This is a genomic window from Rhodococcus sp. BP-349, from assembly GCF_019835845.1.
In the GTDB taxonomy this organism is placed as follows: Bacteria; Actinomycetota; Actinomycetes; order Mycobacteriales; family Mycobacteriaceae; genus Rhodococcoides.
Genome location: NZ_JABUDR010000001.1, coordinates 1,482,502 through 1,505,409, shown reverse-complemented (window position 1 = coordinate 1,505,409; position 22,908 = coordinate 1,482,502). Strand labels below are relative to the sequence as shown.

Genomic DNA, 22,908 nt, shown 5'->3' with positions numbered 1-22,908 from the left:
TTTGACAGTGACTGTCATGCAGGAAGACACTGTTACCACACCGAACGACAGAGAGGTCCCACGACGATGCAGGTTCAGCAGACAGAGGTGGACGCGCCACGCGTCACGGACGGGCCTCTGCCACGGAGCAGTCGGCTGTTGATCGCGGTGCTCGTCGTGTCGGCGTTCGTCATGATCCTCAACGAGACGATCATGAGTGTCGCACTGCCCACCCTGATGGTCGATCTCGCCATCGACGCCGGTACCGCGCAGTGGCTCACCACCGGTTTCCTCCTGACCATGGCCATCGTCATCCCGACCACGGGCTTCCTCTTCCAGCGCTTCACTCTCCGCCAGGTCTTCTTCGCGGCGATGACGCTGTTCTCGGTCGGCACCGTCCTCGCCGCGTCGGCTCCCGGCTTCCCGCTACTGCTCGCCGGTCGCGTCGTGCAGGCCGGCGGCACCGCGATCATGCTTCCCCTGCTCATGACGACCGTGCTCCGACTGGTCCCCGCCGATCGACGCGGCCGGATGATGGGCGTCATCTCCATCGTCATCGCCGTGGCTCCGGCAGTGGGGCCGACCATCTCGGGCGTCATCCTCAGCGCGCTCGACTGGCGGTGGATGTTCTGGCTCGTACTCCCGATCGCGTTGCTGGCCTTCGCGATCGGATCCCGCCTGGTGGAGAACGCCACCGCGTCCAGCGCGGTCGCCCCGTTCGACGCCGTCTCGGTGGTGCTGTCCGCGTTCGCGTTCGGCGGCATCGTCTACGGACTCGGCAGCCTCGGCCACGCCGCCGAGGGATCCTCGGTCCCCGTGTGGATCCCGCTGGGTGTCGGCGTCGTCGCACTGATCGTGTTCGTCCTCCGGCAGATCGCCCGGCAGGACTCGGGCCGCGCGCTGCTCGACCTGCGTCCGCTGCGCACCCCCACGTTCAGCATCGGCCTGGGCATGCTGTCCATCAGCATGATGGCGCTGTTCGGAGCACTGATCCTGCTGCCGATGTACCTGCAGAACGTTCGCGGGCTGGACACGTTGACCACGGGCTTGATGCTTCTCCCCGGCGGGCTGATCATGGGTGGCCTCGCCCCCGTCGTCGGACGGGTCTTCGACCGTGTCGGTCCGCGGCCACTGGTGGTCCCCGGCGCAATCGTCGTCAGCGCTGCGCTGTGGTCGATGACGATCCTCACGGCCGACACCGCCCTGCCCGTGGTGGTCGCGATCCATTCGCTGCTCAGTGTCGGACTCGCCCTGATCATGACCCCGCTGATGACCTCCTCGTTGGGTTCGGTTCCGCCGCAGCTGTACTCGCACGGCAGTGCTATTTTCAACACCGTGCAGCAATTGGCGGGAGCGGCCGGAACCGCGCTGTTCGTGACCGTGATGTCGCGCGCCGCAGCGTCCCGACTGGCCGGTGGAGTGGGCGACGTGGCGGCGCAGCAGTCGGGCATCCACACCGCGTTCCTGTGCGGCGGTGCCGTGTCTCTGCTGGCTGTGGGCGCCTCGTTCTTCATCCGTACGCCTGCGGTCGACCGGGGGTGAACTCGGTCGATTATCGTTCGTGAGCGATGGCAACGACGACGATCGACCCCAAGGACTCCGCGTTCTTCTACGCGTCTCGTCCAGGACACTCGACCGACCACTACATCACCACGGCGCTCCAGCACGGGAACGGCCGCTCGACGACGGAAGACCTGACAGCACAGATCCGCTCGCGCGTCTCGCGTGTCGTCGCTCTGCGAGCCCGTCTCTCGGCACCTGCTCTGCATCTCGACTATCCCTCGTGGGTGCACCGCACGGCACCGCTGGACGACGACGTCGTCGTCCACGACGTACCGGGTGGCACCTGGAGCCGGGCCGCATCCGTGCTCGGGTCCGTCCTCGCGAGTCCTCTGGACTCCGAACGGTCGTCGTGGCGGGTGCACGTCCTGCCCGAACTCCAGGGCGTGCCCTGCTCCTCGGGATCGGCGGACGTGGTGGTCGTCCAGATCTCGCACTGTCTGACCGACGGATCCGGGGCCGTGGCACTGACTCGATTCCTGCTGGGAGACGACGCGTCGTTCGACGAGGTCCCCGCCCCGGAGATCGGCGAGCCACACTCGCGAGCCGTCGCAGCACTGCGAGGAGTCGGCCGCGTGCCCGGGCAGGTGGTCGGCATCGTCTCGGACGTCGTCCGCAGCCTGCGGTCGAGCCGCGACTTCAGCCGCCGACTCGCGGTCGGCACGGTGACCGCTCGCCCACCGGCCCGTCGGCCCACGATGTTCAACGACGATCCCGGCAACGATCGGGTCGCGCACGTCGTGGTCAGGTCGCGGGACGCTGTCACGACGGTGGCCGGCACCCGAGTCTCCGTCACTGCGGCGAGTCTCACCGTGGTCGCCCGCGCGATGGCCCTCTTCCTCCGCGAACAAGGCCTCGACGTTCCGCGAGACCTCGGCGCTCACGTGACCATGGCGCTGCCACCGAACGCGAGCTGGTCGGGCGTGAACAGACTGGCGGCCGCCAACGTGGATCTCTGCCCTCTGGCGACCGGGCCGCGCGAACAGACCGACGGGATCGCCGCGAGCCTTGCAGCCGAACGTGTTCGAGGAACACACCCCGCCGTTCTCGATGCGGTACGAGTGGCGGATCACCTTCCGGCACCGCTGCTTCGGTGGGGCATCCGACGGAGTGAACCAGACCGTTCGACGGCCTCGGCGCACACCACGGTCTCGAGTGTCAGGTGCGGGGCGAACGACCTGGAGATCGCGGACAGGCACTCCCTCTTCATGACGGCGTTCGCCGCACTCTCTCCCACCGACGGTCTGAACCACACGGTGTTCGGTCTGGGAGACACCATCGCGTTCGGCGTGCTCACCTCTGCGGTGTCCGTTCCGCAGCACAGGCGGTACGTCGACATTCTGTCGACTGTTCTCGACGAACTGGCCGGATGACGCCTCGAACCTCGTCGTCGGAAGATGGTCGTCGGAAAGATGTGTCGTGCCGACGTGGTGCAATGGTGCGGTGAATCCCTCTGACTCCCTGCCGCTCGCGGTCGTGATCGGCAATGCCGTGCGCTCGCTGAGCGCGTCGGGCACCGACGACGACCATGCTGCGGAGCTGATGCACCGTCTGGTGGACGCCGCATGCGCGTGCATCCCCGACACGGACATGTGCGGAGTCACCGTCGAGCTGAACGGCGCGCCCTTCGCCGCAGCGACGTCGTCGGCCACCGTGTCCGCCATCGACCTCGAGCAGTACGACGCGGACAGCGGTCCGTGCCTGCACGCCGCACGCGAGGGCGAGACCGTGCTGGTCGACTGCCTCGCGGGAGATGCCCGGTGGCCGGAGTTCGGCATCACCGCGCGCGCCGCGGGGATCGCCGCGATGATGTGCACCCCGGTGCGGGTGGGTGACCGCACCATCGGTTCCCTCACGCTGTTCGCCCACACCCCGCACTCGTTCGACGACCTGGACCGCCAGGTCCTGAGCACGCTGGTCGGCGCCGTCTCCGACGCGCTCGAGCGCGACGACCAGCACCGCGACCTGTCGACCACGGTCGACGGCCTCCGCGATGCCATGGCGCACCGCGCCCCCATCGAACAGGCGAAGGGCATTCTCATGGCCCTGCGCGGCATCGACGACGCCGCGGCGTTCGAGGTGCTCTCGACCGAGTCGCAGCGCACCAACCGCCGACTGCGTGACATCGCCCGCGAGTTCGTGTCGTCGGTGACGGACGTGGCGCCGGCCGAGATGACGGGCGCGGGCCCCGCCTGACGGGCGGCTCCGCCGGTCACCACCCGGACGGGCCCTCCAGATCGAGGGGAACGCGGGTGTCCCGGTCCCCGCGCGCGGACGCGAGTTGGGTCCTGGTGAGGAACAGCGCGTCACGCAGGTCCGCGCCCCGGACGTCGGCGCCACGGAGATCGACCCCGAGAAGGTCGCACCCGGCCAGATCGGTACGGCGCAGGTCCGCACCCACCAGAGACGACCCACGCAGGTTCGCGCCGCAGAGCCGCAGGGCGCGGAGGTCGGCACCCGCCAGATCCGCTCGCGGGACGAGTCGAGCGTCCGTCCTCGCCCCGTCCGCGAAGTAGGCGGCGCGCACGTCGTCGCTGACCTCGTCGAGCACCTGCCGGACGCGTCCTCGCACGGACGCCACGTCGACCGCGAGAACCGATGCGGCGCCGGCGTCGACGACGCCACCGATCTCGGCGCACAGCAGGTCGATCTCGTCGGTCAGCTCGCAGTCGTGGCAGCGCGTGCGCACACGCGTCAGGTGCCACAGCATCTCGTGGAGGTCCATGACGACCTCGAACGTCGAGAAGACGGTGCGCGCGGTCGCGCCACCCTCCCGCCACGACGTGGTCGGGAACATCGTCGTGCTGACGAGTTGTCCCGCGCCGAAACAGTCGAAGGACACGCAGCCGCGGTAACCACGTCGAGGCAGCGCGGAGTGGATCGAACACCGGAACGTCGTGTCCAGATGGACACACGGGACGCCCGGCGGTTTGTCGGTCGCGAACTCCACCGATCGCGAGAAGCCGAGGGCGGTGCAGCACAGCGCGGTACACCGCGCGCAGTCGGCACGCAGTGTGGACGGATCGGGGACAGGGGCCGAGAACGGCTCGTTCATGAGGTACTCCGGGACGAAGCGACAGGGGCCGGAGGCGGCGGAACCCTCGGAAGGGTCCGCCGACACGGACGCACGCAGTCACCACCGAACACACGGGGTGCGTTCGGTCGGAGCGACAGGGCCTGGTCAGGACGTCATGAAGAGATCACTGCGCGCAGAGTAGCGCACCGACCGCGGTCAGCCGAGCACGAACCTCTGCACGACGAGCCCTGCCAGCACGAGGTACCACAAGCCGAGTGGGACGGCGTGATACCGCGTCAGCAGGTCCCTCGTCCGGCCCGGCCCCGCCAGAGCCGACACGTTCACCACCGTCACGTACCAGAAGACGGGCACCGTGACGGCCCACACCACCATGCAGTACGGGCACAGTGCCCCGATCTCGTACAGGCTCTGCACGATGAGCCAGTGCACGAAGGCGACAGCAGCCGTCACCCCCACCTGCAGCCCGGCCCAGAACCACCGGTCGAGACGCGTGCGCATCAGCAGGGCCACGCCCACCATGGCGACGATGGCGAAGCCGCCCACCCCCATGAAGGAGTTGGGAAATCCGAGGACGGCCGCCTGGCGCGATGCCATGACCGAGCCGCAGTTGACCACGGCATTGAGGTTGCACGTCGGCGCGTACGACGGGTCCGCCGTCAGACGAATCTTCTCGTAGGTCAGCACGCAGGCGGCCGCGAATCCGATGACCCCGCCGATCAGCAGGACCCACGGCAGCACGCGGGCGGGGGTGCCGCGGGACGGACGGTCCACGTCGACGTCGTCGTCGGACAGCGAGGACATCGTCATCGTGAGATCCCGTCGGAGAGTCGGAAGTCGGAGAGTCGGAGAGTGGTCGAGTCCCCGAGTGTAAACAGCCTCCCTGAGAGAGATCGGCTCCGGCGAGTCAGTTGACCTCGCGGTCCATCCCGTCCCAGTAGGGGGTGCGGAGCTTGAACTTCTGCAGCTTGCCGGTGGCCGTGCGCGCCAGCTCGTCCCGGAACTCCACGGTGGTCGGCGCCTTGTACCCGGCCAGTCGCTCCTTGCACCACGCGACGAGGTCGGCCTCCGTCTCCGGGCCGGGATCCACGTCCGGAGCGAGCACCACCAACGCCTTGATGGTCTCGCCCCACTTCTCGCTCGGCACCCCGATGACGGCGACCTCGCTCACCGAGGGATGGGAGAAGAGGCAGTCCTCGACCTCGATGGACGAGACGTTCTCGCCGCCGGTGATGATCACGTCCTTCTTGCGGTCGGCGATGGTGAGATACCCGTCGTCGCCGATGACGCCGCCGTCACCGGTGTGGAACCAGCCGCCGTCCAGCGTCCTGGCGCTCTCCTCGGGCCGACCCCAGTAGCCCTCCATGACGACGTTGGATCGCGCCAGCACCTCGCCGGTCGGGTCGACGTCGAGCCGGACACCCAGTGCGGGGGCGCCGGCCCGAGTGAGCTTCGCGGCACGCTCCTCGGGTTCCAGATCGTCCCACTCCCGGCGAGTGCGGTTGACGGTCAGCAGAGGCGATGTCTCGGTGAGCCCGTAGATCTGGATGAACTCCCACCCCAGTTCACGCTCCACGCGCGCCACGGTCTTCGTCGGTGGCGGCGCACCGGCCATGATGATGCGCACCCGATCCCGGCCGGGGATCTCGCCCTCCCACGACTGCGCGGCCTCGAGCACGGCCGCCGCGACGGCGGGGGCCGCACACATCACCGTCACGCCGTGATCACGCACCCGGCGCAGGATCTCGGCGCCGTCGACCTTGCGTAGAACGATGTGCTGCGCACCGACTCCCGTCATCGCGAACGGCTGCCCCCAGCCGTTCGCGTGGAACATGGGCAGAGTGTGGAGGTAGACGTCGCGATCGCTGACACCGACGTGCATGCCGAAGGTGACCGCGTTGACCCAGATGTTGCGATGCGTGATCTGGACACCCTTGGGGCGAGCCGTGGTCCCCGAGGTGTAGTTGATCGCGGCAGTCGCGTTCTCGTCCGCATCCCACGGCCGCGGAGTCGACCCCGGCGGGGCGTACAGGTCGTCGTCGTCACCGAGAACGACGACGTGTTCGCACTCCACATCACCGAGCGTGTCCTTCAGCTCCGGATCGATGTAGAGCACGCGCGCCCCGGAGTCCGCGACGATGTACCGCACCTCGTCCGGGCGGAGCCGGAAGTTGACGGGAACGATGACGCGGCCCCAGCCGCTGATCCCGTAGAACGACGTGAGCAGTCGGCCCGCGTTGTGGCTGACGATCGCCACCCGATCTCCGGTACCGATCCCCCACTCGTCCAGTTTCGCGGCCTGCCGCCGGGCGAGGTCCGCGATCTCGGCATAGGTCGGTGATCCGAGGCTCGGAGCGGGTTGATCGGGCTCGTCGACGAATCCGATCCGGTCTCCGTAGACGGTCGCGGCGCGGTCGAGGAAGTCGGTGACACCGAACGGGACGAACATTCGACCGACAGTAACAAGGCTCCGGGCCGCGCGGCGCGATTCACCGAGAGGCGGTGCCCAGCAGGTCGGTCATCATGCCGCCGAGCCACTCCTCGACGACGTCGAGTGCCCGCGTGCTGCGTTGCGCCTTGCACATGAGGAGGGCGCCCTCGATGGCCGACAGAGCAAGGGTCGCAGCACGTTCCGCGTCGTCACGAGCCACCCCACGCTCGCACAGAGACGCCGCGATGGTCTCCTCCCACGACGTGAAGGCCGCACCCGCCGCGTCGCGCGCACCCGGGGTGTTGGGACCCTCGACGGCTGCCGCTCCGACGGGACACCCCGCAGCGTGATCCGTCGCGACCAGCCCTTCGCGGAACGAGCCGATGATGGAGGCCATGGTGCGCTCGGGTCCTTGCGACGCGAGACCCGCCGAGATGAGCGATCCCATGAAATCACCCGCGCCGCGTGTCGCTTCCTCGACGAGCTGCGGGCGCCCTCCGGGAAAGTGATGGTAGATCGATCCGCGGGGCGCATGGGCGTGCTCGATGACGTCGGCCACCGAGGTCGCCTCCACGCCCTTCTCCCGGAACAGCAGCGCCGCGCTGCGCAACATGTCGGTACGGGCGGTGCTCTGTCTGGGCATGGGAATCCTCTCGTTCTATGCACCGCACTATACCGACCAGGGGGATGCTCAGCCGACGGTGAGAAACTCTCGGAACGAGAGCGGTCGGCGCCCGGTGATCGCCTCCACGTCACCCGACACGTCGGCGAGAGCACCCGAGGCGATGGCCGTGTACGTCGACACCCACGCGTCGTTCTGCCAGTCGGGTGCCGCCCACCGTGCCCTCGACTCGTAGGCCTCCGCCACCGTCTCGTCGTGGAACCGCACGTCGACTCCCCGGACCTCGGCCAGTGTGGCGGCCACCTCGGTCATCGACAACGCCTGCGGGCCGGTCAGATCGTACGTCCGGTCGACGTGCCGCGCGGGGTCACTCAGCACAGCCGCGGCGGTACGCGCGACGTCGACGCGGGCGACGAGCGCGGCACGTCCCTCCCCCGCGGGTCCGCGCAGGACACCGTCCTCCCCGACGAAGTGCTCCATGACGTCGAGGTAGAAGTTGTCCCGGAGGAACGTGAACCCGACACCCGTGGCCCGGATGTGACTCTCCGTGGCGTGGTGATCGCGGGCCAGGGTGAAGACGGCGTCCGGCGCGGCGCCGACGAACGACGTGTAGACGATGTGGCGCACGCCGGCGGCGACGGCCGAGTCGACGAACGTCCTCTGCTGGTCGACACGATCGGCGCTCTCGGAGGCCGAGACCATGAACAGCACCTCGATACCGGCGAGCGCCTGCACCGCGGCGGTCGTGTCCGAGTAGGAACACTGCGCGACGTCGGCACCCGGATGTGACGGCGCGCGGCCGGCGTCGCGCACCAGCAGGCGCTGCGACGCGCCCGCGGCGGCGAGCGACGCTGCGACGGCGCCGCCGAGCGCGCCGGTCGATCCGGTGACCGCGACGGGAGTTCGGGTGACGTTCATGGGCTTTCCTCTCGTGACACGATGGCCGCCGGACGATCACCGACCAGGAGACTTTTTCATGGCGACGTGGCAGATGCGCGCGGTGGCGCTGTACATGCGGGCGACGGCGAAGCGGACGATGGCGTCCGAGGCTCGTGCCGACCGCCGGATGCGGCGGCCGAAGGACTCTCCGACTCGGCCGACGCGCATGGCGGGACGGCACGACATCGAGCGGTTCGAGGTCGCGGGACGGCCCATCGACGTGGTGCGTCCGTGCGACCGACCCTGCATCGGCGGCGTCCTGTATCTCCACGGCGGAGCGTTCGTCAGCGAGATCGCCGCTCAGCACTGGTCGCTCGTCGATCAGCTCACCGAGGCGGGGCTCGCTGTCGCGGTACCGCACTACGGTCTGGCTCCGGATCACACCGTGGACGACGCCTACCCCCTCCTGACGTCGGTCCACGAACGGATGGTCGCCGAGCACGGGATCGACCACACCGCGATCATGGGCGATTCCGCCGGCGGCACCCTCGCCCTCGGGCTCGCGCAACGGCTCGCGGCGGCCGGCAGACCGGGGTCTCATCTCTGCCTGATCTCCCCGTGGCTCGATCTCGCGCTGACGAACCCGGCGATCCCCGATGTCGAGGCACGCGACCCGTGGTTGTCGAGCGTCGGCCTGCGACACGTGGCGCGGACGTGGTCGAACGGTCGAGACCTCGACGATCCCGCGGTCAGTCCACTGCGCGGGCCCACGCGCGGACTGCCGCCCGTTCACGTCCTGATCGGGGATCGAGATCTGTTCCTGCCCGACGTCCGGGCGTTCGTGGACGAGGCGCGCGCAGCGGGCGTCGACATCCGCAGCACCGAGTGTCCCGGGGCGATCCACGTCTACCCCCTGCTTCCCACACCCGAGGGGGCGAGCGCGCGGCGCAGCATCGTCGACGCCCTGATACGCGATCTCACGACCGCGCCCTGACGTCGCTGTGTCAGGTGTCGCTCACCGCATCACGACGCGCGCGGAGACGCCGGAGACGAACGACGACGACCACGGCGAGCAACAACCACCCGGCGCCGATCACACTGCAGCCGACCACGACCATGGTGCGCAACGGATGGTCCTGGTCGAGGCGTGCACCGACGAGCGCCCAGAACAGGCCCAGCACCGCGAACAAGGCCATCGCCTGCGCGACGGATCGCTTGAACGTCACTCGTCTCGTCACCAGCGGGGTGTACCCCGCACCGGCACGAACTACCTCCGAGGGGGGTGCGAGTCGCGTCACGCGGGAAAGACGACGGTGCCGCAGCGCGGGACAAAACATGACTATGCTCGGTTCTGAGTACAGTCATATAAACCGCACAGAATCGAGCTCGTCATGACCACTCTCGCCGGATCCGTCGTCCTCGTCACCGGAGCCAACGGTGGCATCGGTACGCAGTTCGTCCACGACGCCCTCGCCCGCGGCGCCGCCAAGGTGTACGCGAGCGCCCGTTCGCCGCGCTACTGGGAGGACGAGCGCATCGTTCCCCTCACTCTGGACGTGACCGACCCCCCGTCCGTCGAGGCCGCCGCCGCACAGGCCGCGGACGTCACGGTGCTGGTCAACAACGCGGGCGCACTTCCGCCCGGCGCCAGCCTGCTCGACGTCGAGGTCGCCGACATCCGCGCCACCATGGAGGTGAACTTCTTCGGTCCCCTGCTCGTGGCGCGAGCATTCGCGCCGGCACTGATCGCCCACGGCGCGGGCGTGCTGATCGACGTGCACTCGGTCGCCAGCTGGTACCACTTCGGTGGCGCGTACAGCGTGTCCAAGGCGGCCCTCTGGGCGGCCACCAATTCTCTGCGCCTCGAACTGGCGCCCCACGGCGTGCTCGTCACCGGTGTGCACATGGGGTACGTCGACACCGCGATGGCGGCGGACGCCGACGGGCCGAAGCTGACGACCGAGCAACTCGTCGCGGCTGTTCTCGACGGGGTCGAGGCGGGTGAGACGGAGGTGCTCGCCGACGAGCTGACCGTCGGCACCAAGGCCGCACTCGCCGGACCACTCGACGCCCTGTACCCCGGATCTCGCCCCACCACAGTCTGATTCGACCGACCGAACAGAACTCGGGAGACTCACGATGCGCGCACTCGTCCTCACCCGCTACAAGGACCCTCTCGTCGAACGGGATGTTCCGCAGCCGATCGTCGGTGATCACGATGTCCTGATCCGAGTGGAGGCGGCAGGTCTCAACGTGCTCGACGAGAAGATCCGTCTCGGCGAGTTCCAGCAGATCCTTCCGTACGACCTTCCCCGCACACTCGGCCACGACGTCGCCGGCACCGTTCTCGCGGTCGGCGCGGCAGTGCGGTCCTTCGCACCGGGGGACGAGGTCTGGTCGCGGCCACCGACCGACCACATCGGCACCTTTGCCGAGCGCATCGCCGTCCCCGAGTCCGACGTGGCACCGAAGCCGGCCGGCGTCAGCATGGCCGAGGCCGGATCGCTGCCCCTCGTCGCGCTCACCGCATGGCAGGCGTTGGTCGAGCGAGGCGGTCTGCAGGCCGGCCAGACGGTGCTGATCCATGCGGGGGCCGGCGGTGTGGGCACTGTCGCCATCCAGCTGGCGAAGCATCTGGGAGCGACCGTGGTGACCACGGCCAGTGCTCGCAACGCGGACTTCCTGCGGGAACTCGGTGCCGACGTCGTGATCGACTACCGCACCGACGATCTCGAGACTCTGTCCGGTGTCGACCTCGTGCTCGACAGCGTCGGCGGCGACACCGTCGAGAAGTCCTTGCGCGTCCTGAAGCGGGGCGGCAAGGCCATCGGGATCACCGGCCCGCCGGATCCCGCCTTCGCCTCCGACGCCGGCCTGAACATCGTCGTCCGCACGGCCATCGCCGTGATCAGCCGGAAGATTCGTCGACACGCGGCGAAGGCCGATGTGTCGTACGAGTTCCTGTTCATGCACGCCGACGGCGGTCAGCTCCGCGAGATCGCCGCCCTGATCGAGAACGGGGCGCTTCGTCCCGTCGTCGGCCGCACCATCACCTTCGACGAGATCCCCCGGGCACTGTCGGCGATGTCCGCCGGCGGGAACCGCGGAAAGATCGTGGCCACCCTTCCCGTCGACTGATCGACGGCGGCTGCCGGTAGCGTCGTCGCGATGAGCTGGATTCGCATGAACGACGTCACCGCCGGCTACGAACAGAAAGTCGTTCTCCGCGAAGTGTTCTTTCGTCTCTCCGAGGGCGACCGGGTGGGCCTCACCGGCCGCAACGGGTCAGGCAAGACCACACTCCTGCAGCTGCTCCTGGGACGCGTGGCGTCGGACTCCGGCACGGTGGACGTCACCGAGGGCGCTCGGATCGGCTACTTCTCCCAGTTCTCCGAGCTCGACGGCGATCGCAGCATCACCGCCGAGCTCGAGTCGCTCTTCGGGGACATCAGGGCGGTGGAGAGCGAACTGGCCGAGGTCGAGACGTCGCTCGGAGGCGACATCGACGAGAAGGAGATGTACCGCCTCGTCGACCGACAGGCCGAGCTGCTCGAGCAGATGGAGGTCGGCGGTGGATGGACGTACCACCAGCAGATCGACACCGCCCTGTCCATGCTCGGTTTCGACGCCGAGCGTCGAGAACTGCCGGTGGACAAGCTGTCCGGTGGATGGCGCAACCGAGCCGCGCTGGCCCGCATCGTCCTCGAATCGCCCGACGTCCTCCTTCTGGACGAGCCGACCAACTTCCTCGACGTCGCCGGGATCACCTGGCTCGAGCGGTGGCTCCGTGACTTCCGCGGCGCTCTGCTCCTCGTCTCCCACGATCGCCATTTCCTCGAGCAGGTGGTGACCACCATCGTCGAGATCGAGAACAACCGGTTGCACACCTACGACGGGAGCTACTCGGAGTACGTGCAGCAGAAGCAGTTCCGACTGAAGAACCTCGAGAAGGAGTTCAGCACCGAGCAGCAACTGCTGGCCTACGAGCAGGACGCGATCACCGACCGGAAAGAGGCCGCGAAGAATCCGAGCGGCGTACTGAAGCGGCGACTGGCGTCGATCAAGAAGAGCAAGACCCCTCGCCCGGTCGATCAGATCATCACGTCGATCTACGGCGGACTGCACGTGCACGACGACCTCTGCGTCGTCGACGGCGTCACGAAGGGGCACGGCGGGGATCCACTGTTCGCGGATCTGTCCTTCGAGATCCATCGGGGCGACCGCATCGCGATCACCGGCCCGAACGGCTGCGGAAAGTCCACGCTCCTCGACGTGCTGACCGGGCTCGCACCCGCCGACTCCGGAACGGTGAAGTGGAAGGTCAAGGCGCCGGCGTTCATTCACTACAACACGGTGCTCGAGAACCTCGATCCGGACGACACCGTCACGCACGCGGTCAACGCGATGCCGGACAGTCTGGCACTGACGGCGACCAGGAAGGACGTGGCGCGCTTCCTCGCTCTGCTGCAGTTCTCCGAGGCCGAACAGAAGCAGCGCATCGGAACACTGTCCGGAGGCCAACGGGCACGCGTGGCGTTGGCGCAGTGTCTCCTGTTCGGAGCCGGCGTCATCGTGCTGGACGAGCCGACCAACCATCTCGACCTGCCGAGTGCGCAGATCCTCGAGCGGGCGCTCACGGCGTTCCCCGGAGCCGTCGTGGTGGTGAGCCACGACCGCTTCTTCATCGAGAAGGTCGCGTTCCGCCAACTCGCCTTCGACGGCCGGGGCGGCGTGGAGAAGATCGCCGGCGTGCAGATGTGACGACACCGCTCAGCGCGGCGGCACCCGGTGCAGTAGCAGCGTCGCGGCGTCGAGCACCTGATCGCGGTCGTGCGTGAGCCGATACTCCACACACGGCGCGCCGTCCGCGGTGCACGGAACAGCCGTCAGCGCCGCGGTGAACGCCGGGTCCACCACCACGACCGAATGCTCTCTCGCCAGCGGCTCGCCCGGGCCGATCACGACGACGCGATGACGGCCGGCCAGTGATCGCGGGTCCCCCGCGGTGAACAGCACGGTCAGAGCACTGCGCTCGGCCACCTGATCGAGCAGGCGACGCACAGCCTCGGTCATCGTCTCCGGCTGCGGGACCGTGGCGAGCACGAGCGACGCCGGCCCGCACGCGAGCGCACGACGGAGGAGATCTTCCTCCACGTCGTTCAGCGCGGCCGGTGTGGTCCGCGTCGCGGCACCGCGTCCGTGGGTGAGCCCGAACGGTGTCACGGCCACCGGGGCACGCACCGTCAGAGCCGGCCCGGCGAGTCCCCGATGCGGTCGGCGCCGCGCGGCGTCGAAACGCGGTAGCGGGCCGGGCACGCCGAAGTACCACCCCTGCCCCCACGAGGCACCGAGCTCGAGCGCACGGGCTTCGTGCGCAGCATTCTCGATCCCCTCGGCGACGATGACGGATCCCGTGCGCGCGGTCTCCGCGGCCACCGCGGCGAGGAGCGCGATCGTCTCCGGCGTCGGCGGCTGCTGGATCAAGCGCATCTCGAGTTTCACGACGTCCGGTCGCAGCAACGCCAGCAGCGCGAGGCTCGACGAATCCGCCCCGACGTCGTCGACGGCGATACGCCACCCGAGGTCGCGGGCGTGCGAGACCGCGCTCAGGACCCCGGCCGGATCCGCCATCAGGTCACGCTCGGTGATCTCCACGACGATGGACTGCTCGGCGGCGTCCGCCAGTGCGGCGAGCGCGAAGTCCGGCGCTGGGGCGTCGAGGGCGGCAGGTTCGGAGTTCACGAACAGCGCCAGTTCAGTCGGTAGTCCCGCCGCCACGGCCCCGCGCACAGCGGACACGCGGCACAGCCAATCGAACTCGGCGGTCACACCCCGGCGCTCGGCCTCGGCGAACAACTCCTCGGGCGAGCCCCCGGACGCCGGCCTGGTCAAGGCCTCGTAGCCCACGATCGACCGATCCCGCAGATCGACGATGGGTTGGTAGACGGTGTCGATCGGGCCGGGAAGAAGAGGGGGTGCGTCCACCACGTGTCCTTCCCGATCCACAACTGCGTCCGACGTCCCCACCCGGCCACACAGTGTGCCTCGAGTTCCGTTCCGGTCGGACATCGCGGCGCTGCGGGAACAAGGGCGCGGCCACCCTAGGATCGGTGTGCAGTGTCGATCGAGTGAAAGGCGCGGGGAATGGCTGAGCAGGTGACGTCCCCGCAGTCGGGGACACCGCGCCTCGTCGCCGGTCGCTACGCCCTGGGGCCCGTGCTCGGTCGCGGCGGTGTGTCCGACGTGTTCCGGGCGACCGATCGAACGCTGGGTCGGGCCGTGGCGGTGAAGTTGTTCCGCAGCGACGACCACACGCCGCACGACCGTCGACGCATCGAGAGCGAGATGCGCACCCTCGCCTCACTGACCCACCCCGGGCTGGTCACGCTGCACGACGCCGGCGCCGAGTCCGATGTCGTCGGATACGACGGCCCCTACCTGGTGATGGAATTCGTGGACGGCGCCACGCTGTCCACGTTCCGCGCGGGCGGCGCCCTACCGCCCGAGGTGGTCCGGCAGATCGGGCACCAGGTGGCGCAGGCACTGGCACACATCCACGCAGTCGGCATCGTCCACCGCGACGTCAAGCCTGCCAACATCCTGATCACCCACGACGAAGCGGAACTGCGAGCGAAGCTCACCGACTTCGGCATCGCGCGCATCGTCGACTCCGATCCGCTGACCGAGCACGGCACCGCCGTCGGGACGGCGCACTACCTCAGCCCGGAGCAGGCGACGGGCGAGCCGACGGGGCCGGCCTCGGATGTCTACTCGCTGGGCCTGGTCCTGACCGAGTGCCTGACGGGACGAATGGTGTTCGAGGGCAGCGCGATCGCCGCCGCGATAGCTCGTCTGCACCGCGACCCGGTGATCCCCGACGGGCTCGGGCCCGCGTGGGTCGCACTGCTGACCGACATGACCTCCCGTGCACCGGCCGACCGTCCCACCGCCGCGGACGTGGCTCGCCGGCTGCACATCCTCACCGAGGACACCGACACCGCTGTTCTCGCGACCCCGGTGGCGACGCCGTCCGCAGCCGTGTCCGGTCGGCGCTCCCCCGTGCCGTGGGTACTCGCCGCGCTGGCGATCTGCGCGGTGCTCGTCACCGCGCTCGCTGTCCGCGGAGCGGGGTCGGACGGTGAACCGACAACGGAGCCACCGCCATCGAGCACGTCCGCTGTGGTGGCGACGACACCGGCGCCGACGGCCACCCCCGTCCCTGTTCCCGAGACGGTCCCGGAGGTCGCTCCGCCCGTCGCGGAGACGACCACGGTTGCTCCCGCGCCCGTCGTCCCGCAACCCGCTCCGTCCGAGAACGGCAACTCCGGGAACGGCAACTCCGGCAATGGGAACTCCGGGAACGGCAACTCCGGGAACGGCAATAGCGGGAACGGCAACTCCGGCAATGGGAACAACGGGAACGGAAATCGCTGACGTCCGAGGTCGCCTGCCGAGAGTGTTCACAGGAAACGTCCAGCATCCTCGCACCGGGGATGCAGACACCCTGCTTACTGTCCGTCTCATGTTCTTCTACCGAACTCCCACACCCCCCGGCTACCCACGAGGTGGCCGTACAGCACTCGCCTCGGTACTCCTGGCCGGCAGCCTGTTGCTCGGCGGCTGCAGCGCCGCGGCCGAGAACACTGCGACACCGGCCTCCACCACCACGAGCCAGGAGGCCGCAGTGTCCACTGCCTCCGTCACCGAGGGGGCGACCACGACCGCAGCCACGATCAGCGACAGCGCCGCGGCCGCCGACGCTTTCCTGGCGACGCTCACCGACGAACAACGCGAGCAAGTCACCTACGCCTACGACGACGAGACGAAGACGACGTCCTGGTCCAACTTCCCCGTCACGTTCGTCGACCGCGCCGGACTGAACCTCGCCGACCTCACCGACGAGCAGCGCGCCGCCGCCATGGCCGTGCTCGAGTCGCTGCTCAGCGACGACGCCTACGCGACCGTCACCGGCATCATGGGCGGCGACGAGTACCTCCACGAGAACAGCACCTCCACCGAGGACTCACTCGGCCAGTACTCCATCGCCTTCTTCGGCGACCCGTCCGACACCAGCCCCTGGGAGATCCAGTTCGGCGGACACCACCTCGGCATCAACGCCACCCTCGACGGCGCCGCCGACGCCGTCACCTTCGCCCCCACCCACCTCGGCGTCCAACCCGCCGAGTACACCACTGCCGACGGCACCGACGTGCAGCCGTTCGACGGCATCTACACCGACGCCTTCACCTTCTACGACAGCCTCACCGACGAGCAGAAAGCCACGCTGTACCAGGGATCGGACGTCGCAACCATGGTGTGCGCGCCCGGCAGCACCTGCGACTTCCCCACCGGAACTGGGCTTTCCGGTGCCGACCTCACCGACGAGCAGAGGCAGCTGCTCCTCCAGGTCATCGCGAACTGGGCCGGTATGGCCGACGAGGAGACCACCGCCGACGCACTCGCGGCCATCGGGGCGACGCTCGACACGACCTACGTGAACTGGTCCGGCGCGACGACCTACGACATGAGCCAGGGCGACGGAATCTACTTCCAGATCAGCGGACCGGACGTCTACGTCGAGTTCGCAGCACAGCAGGGCTCGGCCGGGGCAGATGTCGCGGGCGTCACCACCTCGGGCTGGGGCCACGTCCACACCATCTACCGCGACCCGAGCAACGACTACGCGGGCAGCGTCACGCAGCAGGAATCGACCGGCATGGGCGGCGGCGCAGGTCGGGGTGGAGGAACCCCGCCGTCGGGTGGCGGTTTCTGACGATGCGGTTGCGCGGGACGGTTCGCGGCGGGTAGTCAGGTGCAGATGAAGACCTACGAGCTCCCCGGAACCGACATTCGAGCGTCGAGCATTGTTCTCGGCCTCATGCGCATCGAGACGCTGAGCGACGAGGAGATCCGAACCCTCGTCGGCACCGCGCGTGATGCGGGAGTGTCGGTCTTCGACCACGCCGACATCTACGGCAGCGAGCGTCACGCCTGCGAGCGCAGGTTCGGCGACGCCGTGTCGTTCGCGTCGGATCGAGACGACGTCATCATCCAGAGCAAGGTGGGCATCCGAGAAGGGTTCTACGACTTCTCGTCCGAGCACATCCTGACCACCGTCGACGAGTCTCTCGCCGCCTTGCGTACAGATCACCTCGACGTCCTCTTGCTGCACCGGCCGGACACCCTCGTGGAGCCGGCCGAAGTCGCGGCGGCCTTCGACACGCTGCACACGGCGGGCAAGGTACGACACTTCGGCGTCTCCAACCACACTCCCGGACAGATCGAGGTGCTGAAGACCGCGGTGCGACAGCCCCTGATCGTGAATCAGGTACAGCTGAGCATCACGCATGCGCCGCTCGTGGCTGCCGGTCTCGCGGCGAACATCGCCGGGCTCGAGCAGTCGGTCGACCGCGATAACGGGGTGCTCGACCACGCCCGACTGAACGGCATCACTCTGCAGGCGTGGTCACCGTTCCAGAAGGGAACGTCGGACGGCGTGTTCCTCGGTGATCGCGAGAACTACCCCGAACTCGACGACGCGCTCCGCGAGCTCGCCTCCGAGTTCGGAACCACGCCCACCGCGATCGCCACAGCGTGGATCACCCGGCACCCGGCAAACATTCAGGTGGTGCTCGGAACCACGAACCCCGGCCGCGTGCGCGAAGCTGCCGCCGGCTCGGACGTGGTTCTGAGCCGAGAGCAGTGGTACCGCCTCTTCCGCGCTGCGGGGCACACGCTGCCCTGACACCGGTGAACCATGTTCGCCCGCACCCTTTCTCGGTTCCCGCACGCGACCTCGCCGAGCAACACGCGTGCGGAACGCGACGATGGGTGCGGGAAGGTCCGGGCGGCGCGGGTGAGTCGCTCGGTGCCGACGGGTCAGACCTGAGCTCTCGGCAGACCCCGCACCCAGAGCATCGCCTCGCGGCTCGATCGCAATCGGACGACTCGAAGATGCGGGTACACACTCACTGCGTCGACCACGCGCCCGCGCATCTTCTTTCTGCCTTTCCAGCCCCACCGGACGATATGTTCCGGGTCGGTGAGGATCGTCCGCAGCGGCGGCTCGATGTTGCCGCTCCACAACGGAACTCGATGTCGGCGGCGATGCAGCGTACGACGGACGAGCCGCACCATGTGCACGTGAACGGGAAGGTCGAGCCACACCAGAGTGTCGGCGCGCTCCGGCAGCAGCGGGCCCAGTAGCGTCGTGTACTGCCATTCGGTCACCCACCGCTCGCGGGCCGTGAACGCGTCGACTTCGGCGTGGAAGCGCGGTCGCACAGTCCATCCCGGTCCGTGGAAGAGCGCATCGATCTCGGTGTGCGGCAGACCCGTGCGGTTCTCGATCTCTCGCGCCAGCGTGGTCTTCCCGGCACCCGCCGGCGCCCCGATCAGGATGCGTCGCGGTGGCGGGTCGAGGTGGTCTCGGGGTTCGAGCACCTGTCGACTGTAGGGGTTCGAGCCCGTGGACCGCGCCGCCCGGTGACCCGCGGGCTGGGTTCCCGCACTGCTTCTCGGCCCTCGCACGCAACCACGCCGAGCAACACGCGTGCGGCTCGCAAGGATGGGTGCGCGAACACCGGGATTTCAGCGCCCGCAGGAGAGGATGGTCGTCGTACACCCTTCATCGGCACGTCGACGAGGAGCCACGCATGAGCCCGTACGTCCACCTCAGCGGTCAGCTGGTCTGTCGGGACGATGCCGAGCTGGCCGTCGTGTCGGAATGCCTGCCCCGTCATGTCGAGCTGACGCGGGCCGAACCCGGCTGCGTGTCCTTCGACGTCCACCAGAGCGGTAATCCCCTCGTGTGGCTGGTGGACGAGTACTTCGCCGACGAGGCCGCCTTCGCGCGACATCAGGACCGAGTCACGTCGAGTGAGTGGGGCACACGGACGGCGGGCATCGAACGGCGATATGTCGTGGAGCGAGCGCGCGGTGAGGCACCCACCCCGACGACGAGCGGGCCGTTACGCACCGCGGGCATCTCCCTGGATTGTGCGGATCCGGAAGAACTCGTTCGGTTCTATCTGGCCCTTCTCGGTGGTCGTCGACTCTGGCGCGACGAACAGGCGTGCGGGATGCGCACCGATGAGGGGCTCGTCCTGGTGGCACAGAAGGTCGAGAAGTGCACACCGCCCGAGTGGCCCGGAACCGCCGTGGTGCATCTGGACATCGACGCGGGCAACGATCTGGCCGGTGCGGTGCAGTACGCAGAAACCTGTGGCGCGCGACCGTCCGAACCGCAGTTCGATTCTCGGTGGGCTGTTCTCCTCGATCCGGCCGGACACCCGTTCTGCATCACGACGATGGTGTGGTCCGACAAGTGACGAGTCCGGCGCGGTGGCCCCGCGACCTTCCCGTCGCTCGAGTGCGTGTCGCACGTCCGACCGGTCGCCTCACCGAGGTTGTCGCCTTCTATCGGGACGCAATCGGCCTCCCGCAAGTGGCCCACTTCGCCGACCACGCGGGATACGACGGTGTCATCCTCGGAATGCCCGACGCCGGGTATCAACTGGAATTCACATCGCACGTCGACGAAGGCCCCTGCCCGCCTCCATCGGACGACAACCTGCTGGTTCTGTACTTCGACTCTCGCGCCGCGCTCGAGGTCGTGAATCAGCGTTGTCGAGATACCGGAAGCGCACCGGTGGCCGCGTCGAATCCCTACTGGACGCTTATCGACGCCGTCACGTTCGAAGACCCCGACGGCTGGCGCGTCGTACTCGCACCCATCCCGAGGAACGACACGTGAGGTTTCTGTCGGCATGCCTCGGCGCAGCGATCGGGGCGCTCACGGCCACCGTGCTGTATTCGATTCTCATGCCCCCGAAGCGGGTGAACTACGCATTCGTCTCCGGGCGCGAGCCGCTGTTCGTCGTCGACTGGCAATGGCTGTTCACCGTCGGATCCGGCGCCGTGATCGGAGCTGCTGCGGGTGTGTGGGTCGGGATCGTCATCCGCCGGCGACGCGGTCGGTGATCCGCGGACTCGTCACTCGTCGGTCGAGTCGAACAGTGCGCGCACCACACCGTCGAGCGTCTGCGCCGAGACGTCCGCCTCGCGGAATGCGGCCGTGGGCACCTTCTCCTCACGGCGGCACCATCCGGTGCGCATTCCCACGCGTCCGGCGCCCTGAAGGTCCCAGGAGTGCACCGCCACCATCGCGCACCGGTCCGCGGTGACTCCGGCGCTCGACACCGCCAGCTCGTACGGCGCTGCTGCCGGCTTCCACGCGCGGACGTCGTCGATGCTGAGCACTCGTTCGACCCGATCGGACACACCGGCCCGGTCGAGGAACCCTGCTGTGGAGTCCGCGCTCCCGTTCGACAGGGTGAACACTCGCGCACCACCGGCGATGGCGGCGTCGAGTGCCGCGACAACGTCGGGGTGCGGTGTCGTCTCCGCGAACGCTCCGATGATGTGCTCGATGTCAGCATCGGAGACGGACCCACGGGTGTACGCCCGCAGAGCGGACGATGCCACTGTGGCGAACGGCTCGTACGCACCGGACAGGGTCAGCGCCATGCCGTCGCGCAACAGGTGCGCGAACCATCCGTCGAACGACGATGTCGGCGCCGCCGCCGTGAACCTGTCGCGGACGATCTCGAGATCGGCGAGTGTGCCGACCACATCGAAGACGACGACATCAGGACCAGCGCGCTCTGCCATGCCACCGGCGTACCCGACGAGGCGGAACGCCAACCCGCTCGACCAGCGCGCCGACGCCTCGGTGGACCTCCCCGGCCGCGCAGCGTCATCGAATTGCTTCCCGGACAGGACTTCACGAGTCCCTTCAGGGCTCGTCGGTTGCCGCGTCTCCGGTGTCCGATCGGGCCACGCCCACGGTGAAGGCCTTCGTCAACTCGTCGAGCACGCGCTCCGCTCGCGCAGCGCGCCAGGTGTCACCGCACTCGAGCAATCTGGTGCGTTGCGATGCGAAGTGGGCGCTGAGCAACGGGATGAGGTCGACCGGGATGTACATCGATCCCCGTGACGGCCGGGCCTCGAACACCTGGTCCACCTCGACGCCGATGTCCCCGGTCATGACGCATCGCTCAGCGTCGCGGGCCGTCCACCGCCCTGTCGACGGCGCTCGGCGAGCAGTCGCTCGAGTGCCATCAGTCTGAACACCTCTTCGGCGGGGGCGTTCTCCCGTACGGCAGCGCGTCGTTTCTGCACGATCGCCACCACGTAGTCCACGTCGGCCGTCCGGTCCATGTCGTCTGCTCTCGGCACCATGGCGTTCTTCCTTTCCGGCACCGGACGCGTCGTGAGACAGTCGGGCCGATACCTGGTCTTCGGCCGTCGAGCGGCCGGGAACGAGCTCGCGGCTCGGAGCATCGACCGCGCGGGGACACGTCGATACCCGTAGGGAGGGGCCGTAAACACCACGAGCGCATCGACGTGGCGTGCCGAGAGGACGTCGGTGCCCCCACCGGGACTCGAACCCGGAACACAAGGATTTTAAGTCCTCTGCCTCTGCCAATTGGGCTATAGGGGCCAGCTCGAGGCCAGCCTATCGCGGGCCGTTCAGGAGTCGCCCGGTCCCGTCTCGACCGGTCGCCTGGCGTCCGACGACCACGCGGACCACGATCCCGGGAACAAGGCCGCATCGATACCGGCGAGTGCGAGCGCTGCGATCTCGTGCGCCGCGGTCACACCGGAACCGCAGTAGACGGCCACTTCGTCGCCGGGCCGAATACCCATGGTCGCGAACCGATCTCGCAGTACATCAGGCGCTACGAACGCTCCGTCGCCGGTCACGTTGTCCGAGGTCGGCGCACTGACAGCACCGGGAATGTGGCCGGCACGGGGGTCGACGGGCTCGACCTCGCCGCGGTACCGCTCCCCCGCACGTGCGTCCAGGAGACGGCCGGGGAATGTCGCGGCATCGTCCGCCGTCACCGTCGGCAGATGGCCCTCGGACAGCGTCACGTCCCCAGCTCGCGGCGCCGTCTCCTCGCCCGACCGCGTGGGTAGTTCGGCCGCCCGCCACAGGCCGAGTCCACCGTCGAGCATGCGCACGGTCTCGACGCCCGCCCAGCGCAGCAGCCACCACGCCCGAGCCGCAGCCATGTTGCCGGTGGCGTCGTAGACGACGACGAACGAGTCGGCGTCGATGCCCCATCGCCGCGCATGCATCTGCAGATCGTCGAGTTCGGGCAAGGGGTGTCGCCCGTCCGTGGGCTCTCCGTGACCGGCGAGTTCCGAGCCCAGGTCGACGAAGACGGCGCCGGGGATGTGCGCGTCGAGGTAGTGCTGGTGGTTGTCGGGATCACCGAGTGCCCACCTCACGTCGAGCAGCACCGGCGGGCGCGGCGACGTCAGCGCTGCGGACAACTCCGACACGGTCACCAGGATTTCCGACATGGCGATCAGCGTACGACTCGCTGCGCGCGG

The 22,908-nt window shown here is 68.6% G+C and carries 25 protein-coding genes and 1 tRNA gene; 13 read left to right on the top strand and 13 right to left on the bottom strand.

Going from position 1 to position 22,908, the window contains the following annotated elements; genetic code table 11:
• The first annotated feature begins 66 nt into the window (after positions 1 to 66).
• The 3 genes from HQ325_RS07160 (at position 67) to HQ325_RS07150 (ending at position 3,735) form a co-directional block, all read left to right on the top strand.
• Positions 67 to 1,521, top strand: coding sequence for an MDR family MFS transporter (locus tag HQ325_RS07160; RefSeq protein ID WP_222627649.1), 1,455 nt, complete (start codon positions 67 to 69; stop codon positions 1,519 to 1,521).
• A 26-nt stretch (positions 1,522 to 1,547) separates the two neighbouring features.
• Positions 1,548 to 2,912 (top strand): wax ester/triacylglycerol synthase domain-containing protein, encoded by a 1,365-nt coding sequence (locus tag HQ325_RS07155; protein WP_222627647.1) that lies wholly within the window; start codon positions 1,548 to 1,550, stop codon positions 2,910 to 2,912.
• Positions 2,913 to 2,982: 70 nt separating this feature from the next.
• Entirely contained in the window at positions 2,983 to 3,735 is a 753-nt protein-coding gene (locus HQ325_RS07150; protein ID WP_222627645.1) for a GAF and ANTAR domain-containing protein, read from the top strand.
• A gap of 16 nt (positions 3,736 to 3,751) precedes the next feature.
• On the opposite strand, the gene HQ325_RS07145 is transcribed toward HQ325_RS07150, so the two are convergent.
• The 5 genes from HQ325_RS07145 to HQ325_RS07125 all read right to left on the bottom strand — a co-directional run bounded on the left by HQ325_RS07145 (position 3,752) and on the right by HQ325_RS07125 (position 8,544).
• A complete protein-coding gene (locus HQ325_RS07145) occupies positions 3,752 to 4,594 on the bottom strand; it encodes a pentapeptide repeat-containing protein (RefSeq protein WP_261777726.1) in 843 nt (280 codons plus the stop codon).
• A gap of 177 nt (positions 4,595 to 4,771) precedes the next feature.
• On the bottom strand, positions 4,772 to 5,383 hold the full coding sequence (locus HQ325_RS07140) for a vitamin K epoxide reductase family protein (RefSeq protein WP_222627643.1): 612 nt from the start codon (positions 5,381 to 5,383) through the stop codon (positions 4,772 to 4,774).
• Between the two features lie 97 nt (positions 5,384 to 5,480).
• Positions 5,481 to 7,022: an AMP-binding protein gene (locus HQ325_RS07135; RefSeq protein WP_222627641.1), complete on the bottom strand. Its 1,542-nt coding sequence runs from the start codon at positions 7,020 to 7,022 to the stop codon at positions 5,481 to 5,483.
• Between the two features lie 40 nt (positions 7,023 to 7,062).
• Positions 7,063 to 7,647 (bottom strand): TetR/AcrR family transcriptional regulator, encoded by a 585-nt coding sequence (locus tag HQ325_RS07130; RefSeq protein WP_261777725.1) that lies wholly within the window; start codon positions 7,645 to 7,647, stop codon positions 7,063 to 7,065.
• A gap of 48 nt (positions 7,648 to 7,695) precedes the next feature.
• A complete protein-coding gene (locus tag HQ325_RS07125; protein WP_222627639.1) occupies positions 7,696 to 8,544 on the bottom strand; it encodes an SDR family oxidoreductase in 849 nt (282 codons plus the stop codon).
• A gap of 58 nt (positions 8,545 to 8,602) precedes the next feature.
• Between HQ325_RS07125 and HQ325_RS07120 the strand changes: the two genes are divergently transcribed.
• Positions 8,603 to 9,499: an alpha/beta hydrolase fold domain-containing protein gene (locus tag HQ325_RS07120; RefSeq protein WP_222627637.1), complete on the top strand. Its 897-nt coding sequence runs from the start codon at positions 8,603 to 8,605 to the stop codon at positions 9,497 to 9,499.
• Between the two features lie 10 nt (positions 9,500 to 9,509).
• On the opposite strand, the gene HQ325_RS07115 is transcribed toward HQ325_RS07120, so the two are convergent.
• Entirely contained in the window at positions 9,510 to 9,743 is a 234-nt protein-coding gene (locus HQ325_RS07115) for a hypothetical protein (protein WP_155956902.1), read from the bottom strand.
• Positions 9,744 to 9,896: 153 nt separating this feature from the next.
• On the opposite strand from HQ325_RS07115, the gene HQ325_RS07110 reads away from it, so the two are divergent.
• Genes HQ325_RS07110 through HQ325_RS07100 form a run of 3 tightly spaced genes read left to right on the top strand, consistent with a single transcriptional unit; the run spans position 9,897 to position 13,266 of the window.
• Positions 9,897 to 10,610 (top strand): SDR family oxidoreductase, encoded by a 714-nt coding sequence (locus HQ325_RS07110; RefSeq protein WP_222627635.1) that lies wholly within the window; start codon positions 9,897 to 9,899, stop codon positions 10,608 to 10,610.
• A 34-nt stretch (positions 10,611 to 10,644) separates the two neighbouring features.
• Positions 10,645 to 11,643: an NADP-dependent oxidoreductase gene (locus tag HQ325_RS07105; RefSeq protein ID WP_222627633.1), complete on the top strand. Its 999-nt coding sequence runs from the start codon at positions 10,645 to 10,647 to the stop codon at positions 11,641 to 11,643.
• A gap of 30 nt (positions 11,644 to 11,673) precedes the next feature.
• Positions 11,674 to 13,266, top strand: a complete 1,593-nt coding sequence (locus HQ325_RS07100; RefSeq protein WP_261777722.1) for an ABC-F family ATP-binding cassette domain-containing protein — start codon at positions 11,674 to 11,676, stop codon at positions 13,264 to 13,266.
• A 9-nt stretch (positions 13,267 to 13,275) separates the two neighbouring features.
• Here HQ325_RS07100 and HQ325_RS07095 read toward each other — a convergent pair whose 3' ends face one another.
• Positions 13,276 to 14,490 (bottom strand): EAL domain-containing protein, encoded by a 1,215-nt coding sequence (locus tag HQ325_RS07095; RefSeq protein WP_308014288.1) that lies wholly within the window; start codon positions 14,488 to 14,490, stop codon positions 13,276 to 13,278.
• Positions 14,491 to 14,649: 159 nt separating this feature from the next.
• On the opposite strand from HQ325_RS07095, the gene HQ325_RS07090 reads away from it, so the two are divergent.
• The 3 genes from HQ325_RS07090 to HQ325_RS07080 all read left to right on the top strand — a co-directional run bounded on the left by HQ325_RS07090 (position 14,650) and on the right by HQ325_RS07080 (position 18,250).
• Positions 14,650 to 15,939 carry a serine/threonine-protein kinase gene (locus HQ325_RS07090; RefSeq protein ID WP_222627629.1) on the top strand — a complete coding sequence of 430 codons (1,290 nt, stop codon included), beginning with the start codon at positions 14,650 to 14,652 and terminating at the stop codon, positions 15,937 to 15,939.
• 88 nt (positions 15,940 to 16,027) lie between these two features.
• Positions 16,028 to 17,278 carry a DUF3500 domain-containing protein gene (locus HQ325_RS07085; protein WP_222627627.1) on the top strand — a complete coding sequence of 417 codons (1,251 nt, stop codon included), beginning with the start codon at positions 16,028 to 16,030 and terminating at the stop codon, positions 17,276 to 17,278.
• 45 nt (positions 17,279 to 17,323) lie between these two features.
• Positions 17,324 to 18,250, top strand: a complete 927-nt coding sequence (locus HQ325_RS07080) for an aldo/keto reductase family oxidoreductase (protein ID WP_222627625.1) — start codon at positions 17,324 to 17,326, stop codon at positions 18,248 to 18,250.
• A gap of 134 nt (positions 18,251 to 18,384) precedes the next feature.
• On the opposite strand, the gene HQ325_RS07075 is transcribed toward HQ325_RS07080, so the two are convergent.
• Positions 18,385 to 18,948: an AAA family ATPase gene (locus HQ325_RS07075; protein ID WP_222627623.1), complete on the bottom strand. Its 564-nt coding sequence runs from the start codon at positions 18,946 to 18,948 to the stop codon at positions 18,385 to 18,387.
• A 212-nt stretch (positions 18,949 to 19,160) separates the two neighbouring features.
• On the opposite strand from HQ325_RS07075, the gene HQ325_RS22380 reads away from it, so the two are divergent.
• Genes HQ325_RS22380 through HQ325_RS07055 form a run of 3 tightly spaced genes read left to right on the top strand, consistent with a single transcriptional unit; the run spans position 19,161 to position 20,487 of the window.
• Positions 19,161 to 19,835, top strand: coding sequence for a VOC family protein (locus tag HQ325_RS22380; protein WP_261777720.1), 675 nt, complete (start codon positions 19,161 to 19,163; stop codon positions 19,833 to 19,835).
• Between the two features lie 41 nt (positions 19,836 to 19,876).
• A complete protein-coding gene (locus HQ325_RS07060) occupies positions 19,877 to 20,260 on the top strand; it encodes a VOC family protein (RefSeq protein WP_308014287.1) in 384 nt (127 codons plus the stop codon).
• A complete protein-coding gene (locus HQ325_RS07055) occupies positions 20,257 to 20,487 on the top strand; it encodes a hypothetical protein (protein WP_222627619.1) in 231 nt (76 codons plus the stop codon). Before HQ325_RS07060 ends, HQ325_RS07055 begins: the two co-directional genes overlap by 4 nt.
• Before the next feature lie 12 nt (positions 20,488 to 20,499).
• Here HQ325_RS07055 and HQ325_RS07050 read toward each other — a convergent pair whose 3' ends face one another.
• The 5 genes from HQ325_RS07050 to HQ325_RS07030 all read right to left on the bottom strand — a co-directional run bounded on the left by HQ325_RS07050 (position 20,500) and on the right by HQ325_RS07030 (position 22,878).
• A complete protein-coding gene (locus HQ325_RS07050; RefSeq protein ID WP_222627616.1) occupies positions 20,500 to 21,177 on the bottom strand; it encodes a haloacid dehalogenase type II in 678 nt (225 codons plus the stop codon).
• A 124-nt stretch (positions 21,178 to 21,301) separates the two neighbouring features.
• Complete coding sequence (locus HQ325_RS07045; RefSeq protein WP_222627614.1) at positions 21,302 to 21,553, bottom strand: hypothetical protein; 252 nt, start codon at positions 21,551 to 21,553, stop codon at positions 21,302 to 21,304.
• Positions 21,550 to 21,747 carry a hypothetical protein gene (locus tag HQ325_RS07040; RefSeq protein ID WP_222627613.1) on the bottom strand — a complete coding sequence of 66 codons (198 nt, stop codon included), beginning with the start codon at positions 21,745 to 21,747 and terminating at the stop codon, positions 21,550 to 21,552. The genes HQ325_RS07045 and HQ325_RS07040 overlap by 4 nt, the downstream gene beginning before the upstream one ends.
• Before the next feature lie 188 nt (positions 21,748 to 21,935).
• Positions 21,936 to 22,009, bottom strand: a tRNA-Leu gene (locus HQ325_RS07035).
• Between the two features lie 29 nt (positions 22,010 to 22,038).
• On the bottom strand, positions 22,039 to 22,878 hold the full coding sequence (locus HQ325_RS07030; RefSeq protein ID WP_261777719.1) for a sulfurtransferase: 840 nt from the start codon (positions 22,876 to 22,878) through the stop codon (positions 22,039 to 22,041).
• Positions 22,879 to 22,908 lie beyond the last annotated feature (30 nt).

What these genes read in the sequence shown, in the direction of transcription:
- HQ325_RS07110 (WP_222627635.1), top strand. Translation starts at nt 9,897, where the DNA reads ATGACCACTCTCGCCGGATCCGTCGTCCTCGTCACCGGAGCCAACGGT.
- HQ325_RS07090 (WP_222627629.1), top strand. Translation starts at nt 14,650, where the DNA reads ATGGCTGAGCAGGTGACGTCCCCGCAGTCGGGGACACCGCGCCTCGTC.
- HQ325_RS07155 (WP_222627647.1), top strand. Translation starts at nt 1,548, where the DNA reads ATGGCAACGACGACGATCGACCCCAAGGACTCCGCGTTCTTCTACGCG.
- HQ325_RS07145 (WP_261777726.1), bottom strand. Translation starts at nt 4,594, where the DNA reads ATGAACGAGCCGTTCTCGGCCCCTGTCCCCGATCCGTCCACACTGCGT.
- HQ325_RS22380 (WP_261777720.1), top strand. Translation starts at nt 19,161, where the DNA reads ATGAGCCCGTACGTCCACCTCAGCGGTCAGCTGGTCTGTCGGGACGAT.
- HQ325_RS07040 (WP_222627613.1), bottom strand. Translation starts at nt 21,747, where the DNA reads ATGGTGCCGAGAGCAGACGACATGGACCGGACGGCCGACGTGGACTAC.
- HQ325_RS07050 (WP_222627616.1), bottom strand. Translation starts at nt 21,177, where the DNA reads ATGGCAGAGCGCGCTGGTCCTGATGTCGTCGTCTTCGATGTGGTCGGC.
- HQ325_RS07105 (WP_222627633.1), top strand. Translation starts at nt 10,645, where the DNA reads ATGCGCGCACTCGTCCTCACCCGCTACAAGGACCCTCTCGTCGAACGG.
- HQ325_RS07135 (WP_222627641.1), bottom strand. Translation starts at nt 7,022, where the DNA reads ATGTTCGTCCCGTTCGGTGTCACCGACTTCCTCGACCGCGCCGCGACC.
- HQ325_RS07100 (WP_261777722.1), top strand. Translation starts at nt 11,674, where the DNA reads ATGAGCTGGATTCGCATGAACGACGTCACCGCCGGCTACGAACAGAAA.
- HQ325_RS07030 (WP_261777719.1), bottom strand. Translation starts at nt 22,878, where the DNA reads ATGTCGGAAATCCTGGTGACCGTGTCGGAGTTGTCCGCAGCGCTGACG.
- HQ325_RS07140 (WP_222627643.1), bottom strand. Translation starts at nt 5,383, where the DNA reads ATGACGATGTCCTCGCTGTCCGACGACGACGTCGACGTGGACCGTCCG.
- HQ325_RS07130 (WP_261777725.1), bottom strand. Translation starts at nt 7,647, where the DNA reads ATGCCCAGACAGAGCACCGCCCGTACCGACATGTTGCGCAGCGCGGCG.
- HQ325_RS07125 (WP_222627639.1), bottom strand. Translation starts at nt 8,544, where the DNA reads ATGAACGTCACCCGAACTCCCGTCGCGGTCACCGGATCGACCGGCGCG.
- HQ325_RS07120 (WP_222627637.1), top strand. Translation starts at nt 8,603, where the DNA reads ATGGCGACGTGGCAGATGCGCGCGGTGGCGCTGTACATGCGGGCGACG.
- HQ325_RS07085 (WP_222627627.1), top strand. Translation starts at nt 16,028, where the DNA reads ATGTTCTTCTACCGAACTCCCACACCCCCCGGCTACCCACGAGGTGGC.
- HQ325_RS07080 (WP_222627625.1), top strand. Translation starts at nt 17,324, where the DNA reads ATGAAGACCTACGAGCTCCCCGGAACCGACATTCGAGCGTCGAGCATT.
- HQ325_RS07160 (WP_222627649.1), top strand. Translation starts at nt 67, where the DNA reads ATGCAGGTTCAGCAGACAGAGGTGGACGCGCCACGCGTCACGGACGGG.
- HQ325_RS07045 (WP_222627614.1), bottom strand. Translation starts at nt 21,553, where the DNA reads ATGACCGGGGACATCGGCGTCGAGGTGGACCAGGTGTTCGAGGCCCGG.